Below are 21,712 nucleotides of genomic sequence, written 5' to 3'. Positions count from 1 at the left end.
TGCGCGAATCGTCACGCCTCGCGGTAGAGCTCGCCCCACTCGTCCTGCCACAGCCCCTCGGCATCCTCGACGACGATCGGCGCCTTGATCTCGTTGGCGAGGCGGACGGCGGAACGGAAGCCCTCGACCGGGTCGAGCTCCTCGCTGACGAAGTCGTTGGCGAGATGGCCGGCAGCCAGTTCCGCCGGACAGGCGATGCGGATGAAATTCTTGCCGTCGCGCTGGCCGAGGCTCAGCGTGATGGCATCGGGCTGCGGCTCGTCGACCTGCTCGAACCGGTTCTTCGCCATCGTCGTCTCCTCGCATCTGCGATCGATTGATCATGGGCCATCGCCTTGCCCGCGGCAAATCCGCGGTGGCCGGCCCCGATGGGCTTGGCCTGATCTGGCCGGCATTCGCCTATCGCTGCGGCAGGCGCGCCGATGCCGGGCCCGGGCCGCCGCGGACGACCTTGTAACGATCGAGCCTGACCTTGATCATCTCGTCGAATTTCTTGTGGACCTCGGAGAGCGACAGGGTCTTGGTCTCTCCGCCGGACTGCGCATAGAAGATCGGCCGGTTCGCCTCGGCCGGGCGCGGCAGCAGCGCGGCCGCGCTGGCGCCGGGCGTCTCCTCCATCGTCTCGATGAAGGTCTGCGCCGCATCCGGCCCGAGGAAATGGATCAGGTAGATTTCGCCGCCGGTGAGGTGGCGGCCCATCGCCTTTTCCAGCCGGAGCGTGTCGCGCTTCAGCATCTCCGCCGCCAGCAGCGCCGACAGATAGGGCTCGCGCCGCAGGTCGAGGATGCGCTGGCGCTCATTCGCGTCGGCGACGACGAACTGCCTGCCGTTGCGGCCGATCAGCGCCGCCTCGGCATGGAGCCCGTGCTTGCGGCCGAATTCGAAGATCACGCCGAGCCAGGTCTGCTCGATGAACTGGTAGAGCCCCGTCGCCGACGACGTCTTCGCCTGCACCGCCGTCGAGAAGGAGGATTCCTTGTCGGCGACCGCCATCAGCAAGGTCGGATCGGCCCCGACGATGCGCCCTGCCCTGACGATCATCTCGACCAGGTGGCGGCGGATCCTGATCGGCCCGAAAGTCAGGATCTGGTTCGGGTCGCCGCTCGAGGTGACCGGCGCCTGCGGCAGCTGCGTCCGCGGCGCAGCGGCCGGTGCGCCGGGTTTGCCCGGCAGGGTCGGCGGCACCAGGATGATGTTCGAGGGCGGCATTACCGGGATCGGCATCGCCGGCTGGGGCGGCGTGTCCGGCGCCGCCTGCTCCCTGATCGCCGCCAGCGACGGATCGGCGTTGAGCGCGAACTGCGTCGCCTGCCGCGCCGCTTCGAGGTCGCCCTCGACCGAGGACAGGATCAGCGAAGGCCGGGTCGGCGCCTTCAGCGACGGCGCCTCGACGCTTTCCATCGGCTCGAACCCGCCGCCGACCTCGGTCGAGCCCGGCCGCAGGGTCGCGACCGCGACGCCTCCGGCGATGCCGAGGACGGCCGCGCCGATGCCGAGGAGCGAGATCAGTCGCAACCGGGAATCGCCGCCCGCTGCGGCGAAGGCAGCCCCCGCGGCCATGGTCGCGGGATTGGCGCCGCCCGTCACCGCCCTGCGCGCCGCGGCGAGCCAGTCCGGGCCGTTGTCGTCCTTGCCGCCGCTCCCCTGCAGCTCGGCGATCATCCGGCGTGCCTGCTGGGCCGGGATGTTCGCCTCGCGCTCCAGCGTCGTGGCCGCCCCGCGCGGCCCCTGCTCGGCCAGCGCCCGGATCGCGAAGAACCAGAGCTGCAGCGAAATCCGCCGGCTTTCCAGCGGCGTGCCCTTGCAGGGCGAGACCAGGAAGCCGCAATGCGGGCAGGCATAGGCGCGCAGCTTCACGCGCGGCGCGAAGGCCGCGGTCTTCCCGCAGGCGGAGCAGGCGAGCGTGATGCCGCCCTGTCGCGCCTGCATGATGGTCTCGAGGCAGGCGTCCTCCTGGAATGCGGCCTGAAACTGCTTGAAGCGCTGACTCATCCCTCGCTACCGCTGCTGCCGCGCTCCGCAATAGGCAGGCGGCCCTTCCGCGACAAGCTCAGCCCGCCAGCAATGCCAGCCGCGCGACATCGTTCAGATGCATCTCCACCTCCGCCGCCGTTGCCTGCCGCGGCAGGCCCGATACGTCCCGGCCGGAGGCGTGCGCCTCGGTCAGGAAGGCGTTGATCTCGTCGAGCAGCATCGGCGCGGTCCGCGTCCCGTCGAGCAGGCTGACGAATTTGCGCACCACCACGCCGTCGAGCTCGACCGCGCGATGGCGCAGATCCGTGACGTGCGGGCCGCTCAGCGCCTGGCGGCGGGCCAGGAAGCTCGCGAGCGGCCGCTCGCTGATCCGTGTCGTCAGCCTGTGCGGCTCCAGATTGATCTCGAGCAGGCCGGCCCGGTAGATCGCCGTCAGCGCCTCGTTGAGACGGGCGGTCTCGCGTTCGAGATCGGGCCCGATACCGTCCCTGACCTCCTCCATCACCTCGGCGACCAGATCGCCATGGCGGATGCTGCCGGGCCAGGCCCGGCTCAGCGCCCGCAGGGCCGCCTTGGCCTGCGGCAGGTCGACGGCGAGCCGCACATCGTCGCCGAACAGGAAGGCCCTGACGCCGGGCCGCTCGTCGCTCTCCTCGGCCTCGCGCACATTCGCCGCCAGATGGTAGGGCGACAGCTCGAAGCGCGAGAAGCCGCGATGCAGCGCGATCTCGGCGCGGCAGAGCAGGGTCTGGCGGAAGCAGCGGCCGATCAGCAGGTCGAGGGACTGCTCCTGCCGGAGCGGCTGGTCGCTCGGAATCGCGTTGAGCAGCTGTTGCGCCGGCGCACGCGCGCCGCCGAAATTGTTGGGGAACGAGGCTTCCGCCAGGTACTGCAGCCCATAGGGCTCCGCCGCCGCCAGAACCTCGTGCAGGGCGAAGGCGCGCGCGCCGGGATTGAGATCGTCGTGATAGAGGACGTTGTCCGGAATCTCCTCGATCTGCCTCGCCCGCTCGCGCAGCGCCGCTCCGTAGAAGGTCTCGGCATCCGTCGCCTCGGCGAAGCGCTTGATCGCGGCGCGCGCGGCGCGGACCTTCGCCATCGGCTCGTCGATGTCGCGCGTTTCGTAGAGCATGACGTCGCGGGCGAGGTCGCGCAGCCGGCAGCCCGGCAGGGCGTTGTAGCTGACATAGGCGATGCCCTGCGGCATCAGCAATTCGCCGAACAAGGCGAGGATCCGCTGCCGCACCGGCTCCGGCACCCAGGAATAGACGCCGTGGACGAGGATGTAGTCGAAACGGCCGAGCTCCGCCGACACCGCCATGATGTCGAGATGATGGAAGCTGACATTGCTCAGCCCGAGCTCCGCCGCCTCCGCCTTCGCACGCGCGATCGCCCGCGCGCTGAGATCGATGCCGACCAGCTCCGCGCCGGGACATTGCAACGCCATCGGGATCAGGTTGCCGCCGCTGCCGCAGCCCAGTTCGAGCACCCGCATTGCCGCGGTCGGCGCCGGGCTCATCCCGTGGAAATGCGCGATCGTCGCCAGATGCGCGGGATGCGTCTGCGAGAAGGCGTGCCCGGGATAGGCGACCGCGTCGTAGGGGTTCGTCGCCATGTCGTTCATCGAGAAATCCTGCCTGTCCCGTTCCCGTGCTTTGCAGATCCGGCCGCGGCTCAGCAGCCGATCACCTTGAACTCGACGCGCCGGTCGAGCGCGTCGCTGGCATCGTCCCGGCCGGTGCCGATCAGGTTCTCGTTGTAGCCGCGCCCGGTCGCGATCATGCGGCTGCGGCTGTCGGGCGAGCCGACCTGGAGCAGCTCCATGACATATTGCGCCCGCAGCACCGATAGCCGCTCGTTGACCTGCGGCATTCCGGTGCGCGAGGTGTGGCCGACGATCTCGAGGCAGGCGCCCTTCTGCCGGGCGCGGGTCGCGATCTGGCTCAGCCACATCGGGTAGGGCTCGGTGATCTGCGGATTGGCGATGAACTGGGTCGAGCCCGGCTGGAACAGCAGCTTGACCATCAGCTGGTTGCTGGAGAGCCCGCTGTCCACCAGGTCGCCGAAGGCCTCGACCGCATCGTCCTTGCGGCCGAGCCTGCTGCTGGCGAGATAGGTGCCGATGCGCACGCGATGCTGATCGCCCCCGGGCAGCCCGCGCGCGGTCCGGTAGAAGGCGAGCGCCTCGCGATAGCGCCGCGCCTCGTATTCGAGGATGCCGTCATTGACCAGCGCCGCGACGTTGAGGTGCTCGGCATAGGCAGGGTCGATCGCGTCCCCGAGCTTCGTGGCCTGGCAGGTCTTGATGTAGGCCTCGGTCGCCGGGTCCTTCGTCCACATCGGCGAGTCGCGATAATAGCTCGTCGGCGTGACGTCGACGCCCTCGGGCTTCGCCCTGGCGACGCCCTTGGAGACGATGCGCTTCGACTTGAGATCGGCCAGCGTCAGGCAGATCCGGTAGGCGTCGCGCGCGCCGCCGGCGTCGCCCGCATTGTTGATCGCGGTGAAGGTGCCGATCAGCACCACCGGCTCGCGGGCCAGCGCCTCGGCCGAGAACGGCTGCACGGAGAAGCGCGGATAGGATTTGCCGACCAGCTCGACCAGCGACTGCTGCATCGAACGGGTCGAGGCCGACTGCGCCCCCGAGACGCCGTCGATCAGCGGGTCGATCACCAGCTCGACGCGCGCGCCTTCGACCTGAGCCTTCGAGAACAGGTCGCCGGCGGCGCGCTGCAGCGCCTCGGCAAACGGGAGCGGCGCCGGCGCGGCCGGAGCGCTTGGAGGCGATGTCTGGGCCGAGCCCGCGACAGGCGCGCCGAACAGCATCAGCAGCACATGGCAGACGAGCGATGAGCGACGCATCGAAGCCCCCTGTTCCATCCTGTCCGGAGCGGTCGCCCCGGCCACGCCAGCGGTGAATCCGGCCGAGCGGCCCGTCAGCGGCAGTTCTTCAGGGCGCCGCCGCCATCGCCGAGCTGGGCGCGCATCAGGGCATCGGTGCAGTCGCTCGAACCGGCGCCGCCACCCGGCCGGCGCGCCGCGCGGCCGCTGCGCGGCTCCGGCGCGGCCTCGATGCCGCCTGTCAGGATGTTCGTCGACTTGCGGTCGAGCACGACCCGCGGCTGCTGGACCTCGCGCGGCTCCTGCCGCTGCGGCCGCGTGCCCGGAGCCGCCGGCAGCAGTGGCTTCTGCGGCACCGGAAGCTCCTTCATAGTGGCCGAATTGATCCGCTCCGCCACCGCCTTCTCGCGCTCCTGGCGCTCCTGCGACAGCTTGGCCTTCTCCGCCTCGAGCGCCGCCAGCTCCTGCTCCTTCCTGGCGAGCTCCCTGGCGAGGCGCTCGCGCTCGCCCGGATCGGCGGTCTTCGGCGCCGCGGCGTCACCGGGCTTGGGCAAGGCGCGCTCGGCATCGGCGGTCTTGCCCGCATCGCGGCCGGCGAGATCGGTCGCCGCCTTGGCGCGATCCCTCTCGGCCTGCTGGACGCGCTCCAGCAGCGCCTTCTCCTTCGCCGCGAATTCCTGCTCGAGCTTGGCGCGCTCGCCGGGCTCCAGGCCGCGCCGCTCGATCAGGTCGAGCCGGGTCTTGGCGTCGACCGCGAAGAAGCTGTTGGGGAAGCGCTGGATGAAGGCCTTGATCTCGGCGGCGTTGTCGCTGCTGCGCAGGCGCTTCCAGATGTCGGCGTCGGTCTCCTCGCGGTTCAGGTAGAAATCGCCGAGCAGCGACAGCGACAGTTCCGGCGTCTGCTTGCCGCCGGTCGAATCGTAGACAGCCTTCTGGACCCGGCGGAACAAGGTCGCGATCTCGAGGCCCGGCTGCTTGATCTCCTGCACCAGCGCCGCCGTGAACGGGCTGTTGCGCCCGGAACCGTCCGCGGCGACGTCGTTCGCCTGCGTCGCATAGGCGGTCACCATGCCCTGGGCCTTCGCGATCGGCGCCAGGCCGGAGCCGACCGAGAAGCTGCGCGTCGCCTGCTTCTTCGAGAGCTGGGCGACGAAGGGATTGTTGCGGCAGGCGTCGAGCACCATGATCTTGACGCCCTTGGCGAAGCCGAGCGCGGTGGTGACCTCGCTCAGCTTGAGCGTCTCGTACTGGACCGAGACCTCGTCGTCGATCTTGGCCTCGACCGGCACGAGGAAGTTCTCGCCGTTGAACTGGAAGCCGTGGCCGGCATAGTAGAACATCACCGCGTCGGCATCCTGGGCGAGGCGCGCGAAGCGGGACAGGGCGGCGTCCATGCCGCGCTTGTCGAGATCGATGCCGTCGACGACCTCGAAGCCGACCTTGCGCAGGGCCTCGGCCGTATCGCGCGCATCGTTCGGGGTATTGGGCAGGGCGGGTGCGTTCTTGTAGGTGGAATTGCCGATCACCAGCGCGACGCGGCGTTCCTGGGTCTGCGCCAGCGCCGGCATGGCGAGGAGCTGCGCAAGAACAGCGATCAGTGCACAAAATCTGACGGTTGCAGTCATGGCACCATTCCCTGCGTCACCCTAAAGAAAGTGACCCTGAAAATCCAGATATATCCGCCTGTCGTGACAGGCGGTTTGCTTGCTCCCCGTCTGGCCCGCTGCTAGCTTCATGGTGCTCGAACGCCTCCAGGAAGAGCGCCGGTGCAGGGACTTCGGCTACACCTGATTGTCGGGGTCACGGCCATTTTCGCCGCGTCCGTCGCCGCGGGCGTCGCGCAGGAGCGCGTACGGGCGCGCAGCCCGGCGCCGGCCGGCGCCAAGGTCTCCTTCGTCGACCTCCGGAACGATGCCCGCATCCCCGCCCGGATGACGATCCGCTTCGCCGTCGGCGGCATGGAGATCGCGCCCGCCGGAATGGCACGCCGCAACGCCGGCCATCATCATCTCCTGATCGACACCGAGCTGCCACCGCCAGGCCAGCCGATCCCGAGCGACTTCAACCACCTGCATTTCGGCGGCGGCCAGAGCGAGGCCGAGATCCTACTCTCGCCCGGCCGCCACACCTTGCAGCTGCTCTTCGCCGATCACGACCACGTCCCGCACGATCCGCCGGTGATGTCGGAGAAGATCACGGTCGAGGTCATGGCCGGGCCCGAGGAGAAGCCGCGCAGCGCCGCCGCGCCGAATGCGCAGGTGTTCTTCATCGGCCTCGAGGACGGCGCGACGATTCCGCCCCGTTCCGTGATCCGCTTCGGCCAGCGCAACATCGCCATCGCCCCGGCCGGCACGAAGCAGGAGCATGCCGGCCACCACCATCTCCTGATCGACACCGAACTGCCGCCGCTCGATCGCGAGATCCCGAGCGACTTCAACCATCTGCACCTCGGCCGCGGACAGACCGAGGCCGAGGTCGCCCTGCCGCCCGGAGAACACACGCTCCAGCTCCTCTTCGCCGACCACGAGCATGTGCCGCATGATCCCCCGGTGATGTCGCAGAGGATCAGGGTGCGCGTGCAGGAGACCTCGGTCGCGAACCCGGCTTCCGCCTCCGATGCGCGTGCCGCCACGGGCCGGACGCCGGCTCCCAACGATGCGGCGGTCTATTTCATCTATCCGCGCCAGGGCGAGGTGATCTATCCGACCTCGACCATCCGGTTCGGGCTGCGCAACATGGGCGTCGCCCCGGCCGGAATCGTGCGGCCCAATACCGGCCATCACCACCTGCTGGTCGACGTGCCGACGCCGCCGCTCGACGCCGCGATCCCGGCCGATCTCAACCACATCCACCTCGGCAACGGCCAGACCGAGCGGCGGATCACCCTGCCGCCGGGCGAGCACACGCTGCAGCTCATCCTCGGCGACGACCAGCATGTGCCGCACGATCCGCCGGTCATGTCCGAGCGGATCAAGGTCATCGTCGGCAATCCCAGGAAGCAGAGGCCGCGCCGATGACCCGCGCCGCCGTCACGCGCCCTGCCCTGCCCCGCCTCGCCGCCGCGGTCCTCTCGGCGGCCCTGTCCGCGGCGGCACCTCCGCCGCTCTCGGCCCAGTCGCTTCCGCGCCAGCCGGCGCCGCGCAACGCGACGGTCTATTTCCACTACCCGCTCGACGGGCTGCGCGTGCCGGAGCGCTTCACCGTGCGGATCGGCCTCAAGGAGATGGGCGTCGCCCCCGCCGGCATCGACAAGCCGAATACCGGCCACCACCATCTGCTGATCGACGTCGATCCGGGCCCGCCCGACCAGCCGATCCCGGCCGACTACAACCATATCCATCTCGGCAACGGCCAGACCGAGGTGGTCGTCACCCTGCCCAAGGGCACGCACACGCTGCAGCTGCTGCTCGGCGACCATACCCATGCGCCGCACAAGCCGCCGGTTATCTCTCAAAAGATCACAATCTACGTTCGATGAGGAGTATTGTGGGGCCGGCATCCAGTGCCGCAGCTCCGCCGGGAAAGATGAACGCCATGTCCTGGTTCCGGTGTCTCGCCCTCGCCGTCGTGGCCCTGCTCGCGCCGCTGGCCCCGGCCTTAGCCCAGGGCGGCGCCGTCACGCCGCCGCGCGTCGCGCTGGTCATCGGCAATGCCGCCTATCGCACGGCAGCGCTGGCGAACGCGGCGGCGGATGCGCGGGCCGTCGCGGACGCGCTGCGCCAGGGCGAATTCGACCTCGTCAGCGTCGAGAACGCCGACCGAGCCGCGCTCGAGCGTGCGGTCGCGGCCTTCCGCGGCAAGCTCGCGCGCGGCGGCCAGGCCGTGGTCTTCTATGCCGGCCACGCCGTGCACTGGCGCGGGCGCAATTTCCTCGTCCCCGTCGACGCCGGCCTGCGCGGACCGGCGGACCTGCCGCGCGAAGCGCTCGACCTCGACCAGCTCGTCGACGCGCTGATCGTCAGCCGCCCGGCGAGCGCCGTGATCGTGCTCGACGCCGCGCGCGACAATCCCTGGCAGGCGGCGCTCGGCGGCGGCAAGGGCCTCGCACCGGTCGAGCCGATCGAGGCCATCGCGATCATGGCGCCGGTCGCGCCCGGCCGCACCATCGCCGAGACGCCCGGGCGCTCGAACCCGGCGATCGCGGAATGGCTCAAGGCGGTCCGGACGCCGGGGCTCGACATGGCGACGGCGCTCGGCCGCATCCGCGATGCGGTGAGCCGCACCACCAGGAAGGCGCAGCAGGTCTGGATCTCCTCCCTGCCTCCAGCGGGGCTGGTGGTGACGCCGACCGCCGGTCCGGTCGCCGTGGCGCTGAAGACCCGTGGCGTGATCACCGCCCCGCCCCCGCCCGGCCCGCAATCCGACCAGCTCGGCCCCTACGAGCTCTCCTTCTGGGAGACGATCAGCAAGAGCCAGAACCCGGACGAGTATCGCGCCTATCTCGAAGCCTATCCGAACGGCCGTTTCGCCGGCCTGGCCCGCACGCGCGAGCAGTTCTACCGCAGCCGGGGGCAGGCCGGCGCCGCCTCGCAGCCACCCGTCACGGCCAGCGCCGCGCCGCCGGCAGCCCCCTCGCCCGCCGCCACCGCGCGCGATTGCGAGGAGTGCCCGCAGCTGACCATGGTCCCGGCCGGCAGCTTCGAGATGGGCTCGAACGAGATGTTCGAGTTCGAGAAGCCGGTGCGCTCCGTCGCCATCGCCGGCGCTTTCTACATCGGCACCTACGAGGTCACCTTCGAGCAATGGGACGCCTGCGTCGCCGAAGGCGGCTGCAGCCACCGCCCGGGCGACCGCAATCTCGGCCGCGGCAGGCGGCCGGTCACCGACATCCACTGGAACGACGCCAACGCCTATGTCGTCTGGCTGTCCTACAAGACCGGCCGCAAATACCGGCTGCCGACCGAGGCCGAATGGGAATACGCCGCCCGCGGCGGCACCGCGACCAGCTACCCCTGGGGCAACTCGCCAGACAAGGAGATGGCCAACTGCGTCGGCTGCAACGCCCAGCCGCGCCGCCAGGCGAGCGAGGTCGGCCAGTTCCCGCCGAACCGTTTCGGCCTCTACGACATGGCCGGCAACGCCGCCGAATGGGTCGCGGATTGCTGGAGCGAGAACTATCGCGCCTCGCCGCGCGATGGCAGCGCCTATGCCCCTCCGGGCTGCCGCGAGCGCGTGCTGCGCGGCGGCTCCTTCAACAACGATCCGCGCTATCTGCGTTCCGCCGCCCGCTTCAAATACGAGAGCGACGTGCGCTTCTACACCAACGGCTTCCGTGTCGTCCGCGAGCCCTGAGCCGGCGAGCCGGAGAGCCGGCATCCGCCGGCGATCCGCACACAGTTGCACACGGGCGCGGCCCGGCAGCATTTTGTTGTTCTCTTCACGGTGGCGGCACCGCTAATCTCAGTCCCGCTAAGGGATGAGACGAATCGGCAGCGGCTCGGCTCGAGGCCGCGCCGTCGAGGAGGCGCCATGCGGACCGGCCTGCGGCTTCTGACCTGTGCCTTGCTGACACTCGCCGCGATGGCCGGCGTGCTCCTCTCCGGCTCCTCCCCGGCGGCGGCCCAGCAGCGGCGTTTCGCCTTCGTCATGGGCAACGGCGCCTACCAGAACATCGCGAAGCTGCCGAACGCCCTCAACGACGCCGATGCGACGCGCGCCATGCTTCGGGAGGCGGGCTTCGACGTCACCTCTGCGACCGACCTGTCGCTCGCGGGTCTGCGGGCCGCGCTCGACGTCTTCGTCGACAAGGTGAAGCAGGCCGGCGCCGGGACGACCGCGCTCGTCTACTATGCCGGCCACGCCGTCCAGCTCGACGGCGCCAACTACATCCTGCCGACGGATGTGCGCCCCGAGAGCTCGGCGAACATTCCGAACCAGTCGCTCTCGCTGACGGAGATTCTGCGCAAGCTCGACGCGGCCGGCGCCAAGGCCAAGATCGCGATCCTCGACGCCTGCCGCAACAACCCCTTCGCCGGGCGCGAACTCTCGCGGGGCCTCGCCCTCCAGATGGTCGACGGGGCCGCCGAGGGCATCCGCAGCGAGGCCGGCCTCGCTCGCATCGATTCCAACAGCGGCACCTTCGTCGCCTTCGCGACGTCGCCCGGCTCCACCGCCGCCGATGGCGCCGGCCCCAACAGCCCCTTCACCGGCGCTTTTCTGCGCGAGGCCCGCGAGCCCGGCCTGCCGATCGAGCAGGTCTTCCGCCGCATCCGCCTCGCCGTCTACGACACCACCAACGGCGTCCAGATCCCCTGGGACACCTCCTCGCTGATCACCGATTTCAGCTTCTTCCAGCGCCCCGCCTCGGCCCCTGCGGCGCAGCCGGCCATCGCCGGCGCCGTCCCACTCGCGACCCGCCCGACCCCGGCCGCGCTACGCGCCATGTCCCCGGCCGACGCCTACCGCGCCGCCATCGCCTGGGATCGGCGCGACATCTACCGCGGCGTCGTCGACGCCAATCCCGACGACCCGAACACGCTGCGGCTGCACCGCATCCTGTCCCAGCGCACCGAGGAGACCGCCTGGGCTGAGACCGTGCTCGCCGGCGATGCCGAATCCTTCAGGCTGTTCGCCCGCCTCTATCCCGGCTCGCAGCATGTGAGCGAGGCGCTGCGCCTCGCCGCCGGCGCCCCGAGCCGCAACCGCGTCCAGGTCGCGCAGACCTGCCCGGTATGCCCGGCCCTGCAGCAGCCGCAACCGCGCGTGCGCCGCGCCGACTATACGCCGCGCACGCCCTCGTCCGGACGTCCCGGCACGCCGCGGCCGCCACAGGCTGCGCCGTCTCCGCCGCCGGTCTATGCGCCGCCCCTGCCGGCCATCCTGCCCGAGCGGCCGCGCTGGACCGGCTTCTATGTCGGCGGCTCGGTCGGCGGCGGCCAGCAGAGCGGCCGCACGACGGTCGCCGGTCCCTTCGGCAGCCCGACCGTCACGCCGACGACGACCACCACCAACACGACGACCACGACGACGACCACGACGCAGCAGGTCGAGCTGGGCTCGACCGTGGCGACCATCACCTCGACGACCAGCTCGACCAGCACCACGGCCGTCACCGTGGCCGGGACGCCGACGCTCGCGCCCTGGGCGATCAGCCCCTCCGCAGTGCCGCGCAGCCTCGTCCCGGAAGGATCCGGCGCGGCGGGAGGCGCCCAGTTCGGCTTCAACTATCAGGTCGGTGCGGTCGTGATCGGTGCCGAAGCCGACATTTCGGCGGCCAGCCTCGGCGGCAGCAAGAGCGTCTCCGCCAATCCCGGCACGCAGTTCACCACCCGCTCCAGCAACGAGCTCTCCATGCTCGGCACGGTGAAGGTGCGCGCCGGCATCGCGCTCGGCGATTTCCTGATCTATGGCTCGGGCGGCTATGCCTACGGCCTCGTCGAGCAGAAGGGCTCGATCATGCCGGACAATCTCCAGACCACCTCGGCCGCCAGCGGCTCGCATTCCGGCCTTCTCAGCGGCTGGGCGCTCGGCGGCGGCGTCGAGTATGCGATGGCCCCCGGACTGTCGGTCCGGCTCGACTACACCCATTACGAGCTCGGCCAGAAGCGCCTGCTGCTGCAGGACTTCACCGGGCTCGCCCCCGGCCAGTATGCCAGCATGCGCACCCGCACGGCGGGCGACATCGTCAAGGCCGGCTTCAACTTCGGCTTCTGACGCCCGCGCGAAGCGGAAAGGCCGCCGTCCGGCAGCGGCCTTCCGGTTCCGCCGGGCTCACCACATGTCGAGCGCGACCCTGGCCTCGTCCGACATGCGCGACTGGTCCCAGGGCGGGTCGAACGTCATGTTGACGGTCACGCCCGCGACACCGGGCACGGCGCCGACCGCGTTCTCGACCCAGCCCGGCATCTCGCCGGCGACCGGGCAGCCCGGCGCCGTCAGGGTCATGTCGATCGTCACCTGACGGTCGTCGGCGATGTCGACGCGATAGATCAGGCCGAGCTCGTAGATGTCGGCCGGGATCTCGGGATCGTAGACCGTCTTGAGCGCGGCCACGATGTCGTCGGTCAGCCGGTCGATCTCCTCCGGCGGCAAGCCGGCGCTCGCGCCCATGGTGGGCGCGTTCGGCTTGAGGTCATCGGCAATGGTGTCGGTCATCGCAAAACTTCCGTTCGGCGCAGGGCGGGCTCACGAGCCGGCGGAGCGTCAGGAGAACAGCTCTTCCGCCTTGCGCAGGGCTTCTACCAATGTATCGACTTCCTCCAGCGTGTTGTAGAGGCCGAAGGACGCACGGCAGGTCGCGGTCACGCCATAGCGGGCGAGCAGCGGCATGGCGCAATGCGTGCCCGCCCTGACCGCGACGCCGGCGCGGTCGATCACGGTGGCGACGTCGTGGGCGTGCGCCCCGGCGAGCTCGAACGCGATGATCGCGCCCTTCTCCTTGGCCTTGCCGAAGATCCGGATCGAGTTCATCTCGCCGAGCCGCTGCATCGCATAGGCGTTGAGCCTGGCTTCGTGGGCGGCGATGTTCTCGCGCCCCAGCGCCATCATGTAGTCCAGCGCCGCGCCCAGTCCCACCGCCTCGACGATCGCCGGTGTCCCGGCCTCGAAACGGTGCGGCGGGTCGTTATAGGTGATGGCGTCCTCGCTGACGGTCGCGATCATCTCGCCGCCGCCTTCATAGGGCGGCAGCTTCTCCAGCCATTCGCGCTTGCCCCAGAGCACGCCCGAGCCGGTCGGCCCGTAGGTCTTGTGGCCGGTGAAGGCGTAGAAGTCGCAGCCGAGCGCCTGCACGTCGACCGGCAGGTGCACCGCCCCCTGCGAGCCGTCGACGACCAGCGGGATGCGATAGGCCTGGCAGATCTTCGCCACCTCGGCGATCGGGACGATGCTGCCGATCGCGTTCGACATATGCGTCAGCGCCACGACCTTGGTGCGCGGCGTGATCAGCTTCTCGAATTCCTCGACCAGGAAATTGCCGTCCTCGTCAACCGGCGCCCACCGGATCACGGCGCCGTGCCGCTCGCGCCAGTAGTGCCAGGGCACGATGTTGGAATGGTGCTCCAGGAGCGACAGGATGATCTCGTCGCCCTCCTGGATCTTGAGATGGCGCCCGAGCGAGGACGCCACCGTGTTCAGCGCCCCGGTCGAGGAGCGCGTGAAGATGATCTCCTCGAGATGGGCGGCGTTGAGGAAGCGCCGGGCGCTCTCACGGGCCGCCTCATAGGCCTCGGTCGAGGCGTTGGCGAGATAGTGCAGGCCGCGATGGACATTGGCGTATTCCTCGCGCATCAGCCGCGTCATCGCCTCGATCACCGCTTCCGGCTTCTGCGCCGAGGCGGCGTTGTCGAGATAGACCAGCTTCTTGCCGTAGACCTCGCGCGACAGGATCGCGAAGTCCTTGCGGATCGTCTCGACGTCGTAGGGCTTCGCGATCGCGTTCATGTCACGCCTTTCCGGCGGGCTGGGCGGGCCGGTCGGCGACCAGCTCGCCGGCATGCCCCCAATCCTCGCGCTCGATCTCCTGGATCACGATATGGGTGTTCTGCGGGTTCTTCCCGAGCACGCGGACCAGCGTCTGCGTGAACTCCTTGACGATCTGGGCCTTCTGCTCGCGCGTCGCGCCCTTGGTGATCTGGAGGTTCACATAGGGCATCAGGCGGCTCCCAGCCGGGGAGCGCCGTCGCGCTGGGCGAGCCAGGCGTCGATCTCGCGGCCGACGATCTCGTGCACGCCCTCGTCGCTGACGAAATCGGCGACCTCGCCGACGAAGGCCGCGAGCACGAGCGCCTCGGCCTGCGGGCGCGGCAGGCCGCGCGCCATCAGATAGAAGAGCTGCTCGGCGTCGATCTGCGCCACGGTCGCGCCATGGCCGCAGACCACGTCGTCGGCGAAGATCTCGAGCTCGGGCTTGTTGAACATGGTCGCGCCGTCGTTCAACAGCAGCGCATGGCTCTTCATGCCGCCATCGGTCTTCTGCGAATGCGGGCGGACGATGACCTTGCCCTGGAAGACGCCGGTGGCCTCGCCGTCGACGATGCTCTTGAACAGCTCGCGGCTCTCGCCATGCGCGGCGGCATGGTCCATCACCAGCGTGACGTCGGAATGCTCGCGCCGGCGCAACAGGTTGATGCCGCGCAGCGCCGCGCGGCTGTGCTCGCCGCCATAGCGCAGGAAGCTCTGCTGGCGCAGCAGGCCGCAATTCACCGCGACCGCGACCGAGTCGAAGGCGGCATGGCCGCCGAGCTCGACGAGCAGCGACTGCACCTGCACCGTCTCGGCGCGCTGGCGGGTGACCATGCGGACGTGCTGGACCTCGGCTCCGTCGCCGACGACATAGCAGGTGGCGTGATTGATCTGCACCGGTGCCGGTCCGACGTTCTCCTGCAGCTCGACGATCGTGACCTTGGCGCCGGCGCCGATCCTGACCAGAGAGCGCGAGACGATCGCCGCCTCGCTCTGGCCGGAGCCGAGGGCGAGCAGCACGAGCGGCTGCTCGAACGTCGTGCCGGGCGCGATATCGAGCACGACGCCGTCCTGGGCGAAGGCGGCATTCAGCATCAGCGCGCTGTCGTCGCGCGCCACCTCGGGCGCCGCGAAGGCGGCCGCGATCGCATCGGGCGCCTCGGTCAGCGCCTCGGCCAGGCTGCGCACCGAGCCCCCTGCCGGAAGGCCGTTCAGGTCGGAATCGGCCGCGCTGAACAGCCCGTCAATGGTGACGAAGCGCCGGCCGGCGATCGTTTGCAGCGCCAGGCGGTCGGCGATGGCCTGGGACCGGGCCGGGCGCCGCACCAGCGGCTTGGCCTCGCGCAGCAGCGTGCGCAGATCGGTATAGCGCCAGGATTCGAGCCGGCGATGCGGCAGGCCCTTCGCCTCGAAGCCGGAAAAGGCGTCCTCGCGCAGCTTGCGCATCGCGCCCGCGCCCGGCAGCTCCGCCTTGATGTTGGCGAACTGCTCGGCGAGCTGCTGCTCGGCCGCGGTCTTGAGCGGGGTGATGATCGCCATCACGCGGCCTCGCCATAGGCCGCGTAGCCGCTCTTCTCGAGCTCGAGCGCCAGTTCCTTGCCGCCGCTGCGCACGATCCGGCCCTTCGACATCACATGCACCGTGTCGGGCACGATATGGTCGAGCAGGCGCTGGTAATGGGTGATGACCAAGAAGCCGCGGTTCTGGGCGCGCAGCGCGTTGACGCCCTCGGCGACGATGCGCAGCGCGTCGATGTCGAGGCCGGAATCGGTCTCGTCGAGGATGCACATCGAGGGCTGGAGCAGCGCCATCTGCAGGATCTCCATGCGCTTCTTCTCGCCGCCGGAGAAGCCGACATTGAGCGGCCGGCGCAGCATCTCGCGGTCGATGCCGAGCTTGTCGGCGGCGCCGTTGACCTGCTTGATGAAGTCGGGCGTCAGCAGTTCGGCCTCGCCGCGCGCCTTGCGCTGCGCGTTCATCGCCGCCTTGAGGAAGGTCATGGTGGCGACGCCGGGGATCTCCAGCGGGTACTGGAAGGCGAGGAAGATGCCGGCGGCGGCGCGGGCGTCGGCCTCCATCTCCAGGATGTTCTCGCCGTTGAGCAGGATCTCGCCGTCGAGGACCTCGTAGTCCTCCTTGCCGGCGATGACATAGGACAGCGTCGACTTGCCGGAGCCGTTCGGCCCCATGATCGCGGCGACCTCGCCGGCGTTCACGGTGAGGTTGAGGCCGTTGAGGATCTGCTTGTCCTCGTCGGCGATCTTGACGGTGAGATTGCGGATTTCGAGCATTGTTCAGAGTTCCATTCTGCTGGAGATGGTCGGGTCGGGCCCGACCATGACGCGCTTCACCCCGGCGCCATGCCCGGGCTCGGCCCGGGCGTCTCGAAAACGTTCGGGCGTCAGCCCACGGAGCCTTCGAGCGAGATCGTGATCAGCTTCTGCGCCTCGACGGCGAACTCCATCGGGAGCTGCTGCAGCACCTCCTTGACGAAGCCGTTGACGATCAGCGCCACCGCCTCCTCCTCGGAGAGGCCGCGCTGCTGGCAGTAGAACATCTGGTCCTCGCCGATCTTCGACGTGGTCGCCTCGTGCTCGAACACCGCCGTCGCGGTCTTGGCCTCGATATAGGGGATGGTGTGGGCGCCGCACTGGTCGCCGATCAGCAGCGAGTCGCAATTGGTGAAGTTGCGCGCCCCCGTCGCCTTGCGATGGGCCGAGACCATGCCGCGATAGGTCGAGTCCGACTTGCCGGCCGCGATGCCCTTGGCGATGATCTTCGAGGTCGTGTTCTTGCCGAGATGCAGCATCTTGGTGCCGCTGTCGACCTGCTGGGCGCCGTTCGAGACAGCGATCGAGTAGAACTCGCCGCGCGACCCGTCGCCGCGCAGGATGCAGGACGGATACTTCCAGGTGATCGCCGAGCCGGTCTCGACCTGCGTCCACGAGATCTTCGAGTTCCTGCCGCGGCAGTCGCCGCGCTTGGTGACGAAGTTGTAGATGCCGCCCTTGCCCTCGGCGTCGCCGGGGAACCAGTTCTGCACGGTCGAGTACTTGATCTCGGCATCGTCGAGCGCGATCAGCTCGACCACCGCCGCATGCAGCTGATTCTCGTCGCGCTTGGGCGCCGTGCAGCCTTCGAGATAGCTCACATAGGAGCCCTCGTCGGCGATGATCAGCGTGCGCTCGAACTGGCCGGTGTTCTGCTCGTTGATGCGGAAATAGGTCGACAGCTCCATCGGGCAGCGCACGCCCTTGGGGATGTAGACGAAGGAGCCGTCGGTGAAGACCGCGCTGTTCAGCGTGGCGAAGTAGTTGTCGGTCACCGGCACGACGCTGGCGAGGTACTTCTTCACCAGCTCGGGATGCTCGCGGATCGCCTCGGAGATCGAGCAGAAGATCACGCCCGCCTTGGCGAGCTCGTCCTTGAAGGTGGTGACGACCGAGACCGAGTCGAACACCGCGTCGACCGCGACCCGGTTCTCCGGCGCGACTCCGGCCAGGATCTCCTGTTCGCGCAGCGGGATGCCGAGCTTCTTGTAGGTCTCCAGGATCGCCGGATCGACCTCGTCGAGCGACTTCGGCGAGGCGCCCTTCTTCGGCGCGGCGTAGTAGTAGATGTCCTGGTAGTTGATCGGCGGGTACTGCACGCGCGACCAGCTCGGCTCGGTCATGGTCTTCCAGCGCCGGAAGGCATCGAGCCGCCATTCCAGCATCCATTCCGGCTCGTTCTTGCGGGCCGAGATGTAGCGGACCGTGTCCTCGGTCAGACCCTTGGCCGGCTTGTCGACCTCGACCTCGGTGACGAAGCCGTATTTGTACTCGGTCACGTCGATCGACTTGACCTGATCAATGGTCTCCTGGACCGCTGCCATGTCTACTCTCCAGTCGCGGGTTCAAGGGCCCGCCGGTTCGGTCTTCATATTGCCGGGAACGTCAGGCCGCCGCCTGCGTCCTCCGGTTGGGATTTGCGGCCAGAGCCTTCGCATAGGCCGCGAGAAACTGATCGATGTCCGCCTCGCAGGTGGTCCATCCGAGCGAGGCGCGCAAGGCCCCTTCGCTCATGGCGGGGTCGACGCCCATGGCGGACAGCACATGCGAGCGCCTGACCTTGCCGGACGAGCAGGCCGAGCCCGAGGACAGCGCCACCCCGGCGAGATCGAGCATGATCAGCGCCGTCTCGGCCTTCATGCCGGGCGTCGCGAAGGCGCTGGTGTTCGGCAGACGCGGCGCGCTGCGGCCGAACACGACCGTATCGGGCGCGAGCGCCGCCAGCCCGCTTTCGAGCCGGTCGCGCAACGCTGCGAGGCGCTCCGCCTCGGCGGCGAGCGCCGCAGCAGCCTCCTGCGCCGCCACGCCGAAGCCGACGATGCCGGGCAGGTTCTCGGTCCCGGCCCGCCAGCCGCGCTCCTGGCCGCCGCCGCGCAGCGGCTTGTCGGCGAGTTCGAGCGCCCCCGTGCGGAAGACGATCGCGCCGACGCCCTTCGGCCCGCCGATCTTGTGGGCGGAGAGCGTCAGAACATCCATGCCCAAGGCATTGATATCGACGGCGATCCTGCCGGCGGCCTGGACGGCGTCGGAATGCGTCAGCGCGCCATGGCGCCGGGCGATGCCGGCGATCTCGGCGATCGGCTGCAGGACGCCCGTCTCGTTGTTCGCCAGATGGACCGAGACCAGCGCGCGCTCGCCCGGCCGCTCGGCAGCGAGCGCCGAGAGCCGTTCGTCGATCCAGCCGGTATCGACCAGCCCTGCGGCGTCGACCGGGATCGCCTCGGCGCGCCCGGCCGGAAAGCGATGGCCGTCGCGCACGCAAGGGTGCTCGCTGGCGCCGTGCAGCAGCCGCGTCGTGGCAGCCCGCACGCAGTCGCGCGCGCCGCTGCAATCGCTCAGGCCGGGCGAGAGGATCGTCGCATTCGCCTCGGTGCCGCCACTGGTGAAAACGACATCGCTCGCCCTGGCGCCGCACAGCGCCGCGACCTGCTCACGAGCCTGTTCGATCGCGGTGCGGGCCGCCCGACCCTCGCCATGGACGGAAGACGGGTTGCCGGGCATCTGCAAGGCCCGCAGCATCGCCTCCGCCACGGCCGGGCGAACCGGCGTGGTGGCGTTGTGGTCGAGATAGCTGCGGGTTGTCGGGAACACCTGTGCTGCCGCTCCTGCGAAGGCCTGCCGGACGACATGGCATGAAATGCTTGAAATCGCACCCCTGCGCCGTGCTATAGCCGCCCGTCCGAGCCGCGATGGATCGGAACGGCAGGCGGCTTTCGCCGGCATGTTCCAGTTTCGTTCACGGCCGTTAGAACCATTCTAAGCGCCTGATGTAGGGCGCGAGCGGCAGGGCCGTCAAGGGTGGAGCGGGTACTCGGCGGCCGCATGGCCGTTTCCACCCGGTCCGCGCGCGGCCTCGCCCAGCAAGAGGCGGGATCAGATGCCTGAGGTGATTTTCAACGGACCGGCCGGCCGGATCGAGGGCCGCTACCAGCCCGCCAAGAAGCGCGGCGCGCCGCTGGCGATCATCCTGCACCCGCACCCGCAATTCGGCGGGACGATGAACAACCAGATCGTCTACAACCTGTTCTACACCTTCGTGAACCGCGGCTTCTCGGCCCTGCGCTTCAACTTCCGCGGCGTCGGCCGCAGCCAGGGCCAGTTCGACCACGGCGCCGGCGAGCTCTCGGACGCCGCCGCGGCGCTCGACTGGATGCAGGCGCTCAATCCCGAGGCCAAGAGCTGCTGGATCGCCGGCGTCTCCTTCGGCGCCTGGATCGGCATGCAGCTGCTGATGCGCCGCCCGGAGATCGAGGGCTTCCTCTCGATCGCTGCGATGGCCAATCGCTACGACTTCTCCTTCCTCGCCCCCTGCCCCTCCTCGGGCCTGTTCGTGCACGGCTCGGAGGACCGCGTCGCCCCGGTCAAGGAGGTGATGGCGGTGATCGAGAAGGTGAAGACCCAGAAGGGCATCCAGATCGAGCACGCCGTGGTCGAGGGCGCCAACCACTTCTTCGACGGTCGCGTCGACCAGCTGATGGAGCAGGTCGGCGTCTATCTCGACCGCAAGGTCGGCCCCGAGATCATCAAGAGCGAGCAGGAAAAGGCCTGAGCGCCCACGCCGTCATGCTCGCCCTTGTGGCGAGCATCCACGTCTTCAACGCCGCCTGCGACCAGCGAAGACGTGGATGGCCGGGACAAGCCCGACATGACGCGAAACCGCTAAACCATCGAGTCCCGTCATGACCGCCTTCAAGTCCGATTTCCTGCGCGTGCTCGACGAGCGCGGCCTGATCCACCAGATCTCCAATCCAGAGGAGCTGGATGCGCTCTGCCGGCAGGGGCCGCAGACCGCCTATGTCGGCTATGACGCGACCGCGACCAGCCTGCACATCGGCAATCTGATCTCGGTCACCATGCTCTACTGGTTCCAGGCGACCGGGCATCGCCCGATCACGCTGATGGGCGGCGGCACCTCGATGGTCGGCGACCCGTCCTTCCGCGACGACCAGCGCAAGCTGCTCTCCGTCGAGGAGATCAACGCCAACATCGAGAGCATCAAGAAGGTCTATTCGCGCATCCTGCGCTATGGCGACGGCCCCACCGACGCGCTGATGGTGAACAACGCCGACTGGCTGCTGAAGCTTAACTATGTCGAATTCCTGCGCGAGGTCGGCCGCCATTTCTCGGTCAACCGCATGCTGTCCTTCGACTCGGTGAAGCTGCGGCTCGATCGCGAGCAGTCGCTGTCCTTCCTCGAATTCAACTACATGATCATGCAGGGCTACGACTTCGTCGAGCTCAGCCGGCGCTATGGCTGCCGGCTGCAGATGGGCGGCTCCGACCAATGGGGCAACATCATCAACGGCGTCGAGCTCTCGCACCGCATGGGCGGTCCTCAGCTGTTCGCGCTGACGACGCCGCTGCTCACCACCGCCTCGGGCGCCAAGATGGGCAAGACCGCGAGCGGCGCCGTCTGGCTCAACGGCGACCTCTTCAGCCCCTATGAGTTCTGGCAGTATTTCCGCAACACCGAGGATGCCGATGTCGGCCGCTTCCTGAAGGTGTTCACCCGTCTGCCGCTCGACGAGATCGCCCGGCTCGCCGCTCTCGGCGGCTCGGAGATCAACGAGGCCAAGAAGGTGCTCGCGACCGAGGCGACGGCGCTGCTGCACGGCCGCGAGGCGGCCGAGGCGGCGGCCGAGACCGCCCGCAAGACCTTCGAGGAGGGCGCGACCGCGCTCGACCTGCCGAGCGTCGAGGTGTCCGCGGCCGAGTTCAACGCCGGGCTCGGCGTGCTCAACGCCTTCGTCACCGCGGGCCTGGTGCCCTCCACCGGCGAGGCGCGCCGCCAGATCAAGGCCGGCGGCCTGCGCGTCAACGACGTCCAGGTCGGCGACGAGCGCGCGACGCTGTCGCCCTCCGACCTGGTCGACGGTGCGGTGAAGCTCTCCTTCGGCAAGAAGAAGCACATCCTGCTGCGGCCGCACTGACGGCCACTGCGGCAG

General features: G+C 69.2%; 18 protein-coding genes. 6 read left to right on the top strand and 12 right to left on the bottom strand.

Annotated elements, in window-relative coordinates:
- Positions 1-11: 11 nt before the first annotated feature.
- From CS1GBM4_RS06105 to CS1GBM4_RS06090, 5 genes are all read right to left on the bottom strand, one after another.
- Positions 12-290, bottom strand: coding sequence for a hypothetical protein (locus CS1GBM4_RS06105; protein WP_186417808.1), 279 nt, complete (start codon positions 288-290; stop codon positions 12-14).
- Between the two features lie 109 nt (positions 291-399).
- Positions 400-1,992 (bottom strand): transglycosylase SLT domain-containing protein, encoded by a 1,593-nt coding sequence (locus CS1GBM4_RS24530; protein ID WP_244607079.1) that lies wholly within the window; start codon positions 1,990-1,992, stop codon positions 400-402.
- Between the two features lie 58 nt (positions 1,993-2,050).
- Positions 2,051-3,637, bottom strand: a complete 1,587-nt coding sequence (locus CS1GBM4_RS06095; protein WP_280177683.1) for a class I SAM-dependent methyltransferase — start codon at positions 3,635-3,637, stop codon at positions 2,051-2,053.
- 11 nt (positions 3,638-3,648) lie between these two features.
- Positions 3,649-4,836, bottom strand: a complete 1,188-nt coding sequence (locus tag CS1GBM4_RS24525; protein WP_244607077.1) for an OmpA family protein — start codon at positions 4,834-4,836, stop codon at positions 3,649-3,651.
- 74 nt (positions 4,837-4,910) lie between these two features.
- On the bottom strand, positions 4,911-6,440 hold the full coding sequence (locus CS1GBM4_RS06090) for a caspase family protein (RefSeq protein WP_186417806.1): 1,530 nt from the start codon (positions 6,438-6,440) through the stop codon (positions 4,911-4,913).
- Between the two features lie 141 nt (positions 6,441-6,581).
- Here CS1GBM4_RS06090 and CS1GBM4_RS24520 point away from each other — a divergent pair, with 141 nt between their 5' ends.
- The 4 genes from CS1GBM4_RS24520 (at position 6,582) to CS1GBM4_RS06070 (ending at position 12,468) form a co-directional block, all read left to right on the top strand.
- The gene (locus CS1GBM4_RS24520) at positions 6,582-7,832 is read left to right on the top strand and encodes a DUF4399 domain-containing protein (RefSeq protein ID WP_244607076.1); all 1,251 of its coding nucleotides are present in this window, start codon (positions 6,582-6,584) and stop codon (positions 7,830-7,832) included.
- Entirely contained in the window at positions 7,829-8,293 is a 465-nt protein-coding gene (locus CS1GBM4_RS06080; RefSeq protein WP_186417805.1) for a DUF4399 domain-containing protein, read from the top strand. Before CS1GBM4_RS24520 ends, CS1GBM4_RS06080 begins: the two co-directional genes overlap by 4 nt.
- A 56-nt stretch (positions 8,294-8,349) precedes the next feature.
- Positions 8,350-10,107, top strand: a complete 1,758-nt coding sequence (locus CS1GBM4_RS06075; RefSeq protein WP_186417804.1) for an SUMF1/EgtB/PvdO family nonheme iron enzyme — start codon at positions 8,350-8,352, stop codon at positions 10,105-10,107.
- Between the two features lie 177 nt (positions 10,108-10,284).
- A complete protein-coding gene (locus CS1GBM4_RS06070; RefSeq protein ID WP_186417803.1) occupies positions 10,285-12,468 on the top strand; it encodes a caspase family protein in 2,184 nt (727 codons plus the stop codon).
- Positions 12,469-12,525: 57 nt separating this feature from the next.
- Here the strand turns inward: CS1GBM4_RS06070 and CS1GBM4_RS06065 are convergent, their stop codons facing one another.
- The 7 genes from CS1GBM4_RS06065 to CS1GBM4_RS06035 form a co-directional block, all read right to left on the bottom strand.
- The gene (locus tag CS1GBM4_RS06065) at positions 12,526-12,864 is read right to left on the bottom strand and encodes an SUF system Fe-S cluster assembly protein (RefSeq protein WP_244607087.1); all 339 of its coding nucleotides are present in this window, start codon (positions 12,862-12,864) and stop codon (positions 12,526-12,528) included.
- Positions 12,865-12,957: 93 nt separating this feature from the next.
- Positions 12,958-14,196 (bottom strand): cysteine desulfurase, encoded by a 1,239-nt coding sequence (locus CS1GBM4_RS06060; RefSeq protein ID WP_186417801.1) that lies wholly within the window; start codon positions 14,194-14,196, stop codon positions 12,958-12,960.
- A 1-nt stretch (position 14,197) separates the two neighbouring features.
- Positions 14,198-14,407, bottom strand: coding sequence for a 4-oxalocrotonate tautomerase family protein (locus tag CS1GBM4_RS06055; RefSeq protein WP_186417800.1), 210 nt, complete (start codon positions 14,405-14,407; stop codon positions 14,198-14,200).
- The gene (locus CS1GBM4_RS06050) at positions 14,407-15,756 is read right to left on the bottom strand and encodes a SufD family Fe-S cluster assembly protein (RefSeq protein ID WP_186417799.1); all 1,350 of its coding nucleotides are present in this window, start codon (positions 15,754-15,756) and stop codon (positions 14,407-14,409) included. The genes CS1GBM4_RS06055 and CS1GBM4_RS06050 overlap by 1 nt, the downstream gene beginning before the upstream one ends.
- Complete coding sequence (sufC, locus tag CS1GBM4_RS06045) at positions 15,756-16,508, bottom strand: Fe-S cluster assembly ATPase SufC (protein ID WP_186417798.1); 753 nt, start codon at positions 16,506-16,508, stop codon at positions 15,756-15,758. The genes CS1GBM4_RS06050 and sufC overlap by 1 nt, the downstream gene beginning before the upstream one ends.
- Before the next feature lie 110 nt (positions 16,509-16,618).
- Positions 16,619-18,091: a Fe-S cluster assembly protein SufB gene (gene sufB / locus CS1GBM4_RS06040; RefSeq protein WP_186417797.1), complete on the bottom strand. Its 1,473-nt coding sequence runs from the start codon at positions 18,089-18,091 to the stop codon at positions 16,619-16,621.
- A 61-nt stretch (positions 18,092-18,152) separates the two neighbouring features.
- Entirely contained in the window at positions 18,153-19,358 is a 1,206-nt protein-coding gene (locus tag CS1GBM4_RS06035; RefSeq protein WP_280177682.1) for a cysteine desulfurase family protein, read from the bottom strand.
- Between the two features lie 286 nt (positions 19,359-19,644).
- Between CS1GBM4_RS06035 and CS1GBM4_RS06030 the strand changes: the two genes are divergently transcribed.
- Together CS1GBM4_RS06030 and tyrS are read left to right on the top strand one after the other, a co-directional pair.
- The gene (locus CS1GBM4_RS06030; RefSeq protein ID WP_186417795.1) at positions 19,645-20,316 is read left to right on the top strand and encodes an alpha/beta hydrolase; all 672 of its coding nucleotides are present in this window, start codon (positions 19,645-19,647) and stop codon (positions 20,314-20,316) included.
- A 130-nt stretch (positions 20,317-20,446) separates the two neighbouring features.
- Complete coding sequence (gene tyrS / locus CS1GBM4_RS06025) at positions 20,447-21,697, top strand: tyrosine--tRNA ligase (RefSeq protein ID WP_186417794.1); 1,251 nt, start codon at positions 20,447-20,449, stop codon at positions 21,695-21,697.
- The last annotated feature ends 15 nt before the right edge of the window (positions 21,698-21,712 follow it).

The sequence above is a fragment of the Allobosea sp. CS1GBMeth4 genome (assembly GCF_900185715.1).
Lineage (GTDB): Bacteria > Pseudomonadota > Alphaproteobacteria > Rhizobiales > Beijerinckiaceae > Allobosea.
This window is presented reverse-complemented; position numbering and strand designations above follow the sequence as displayed.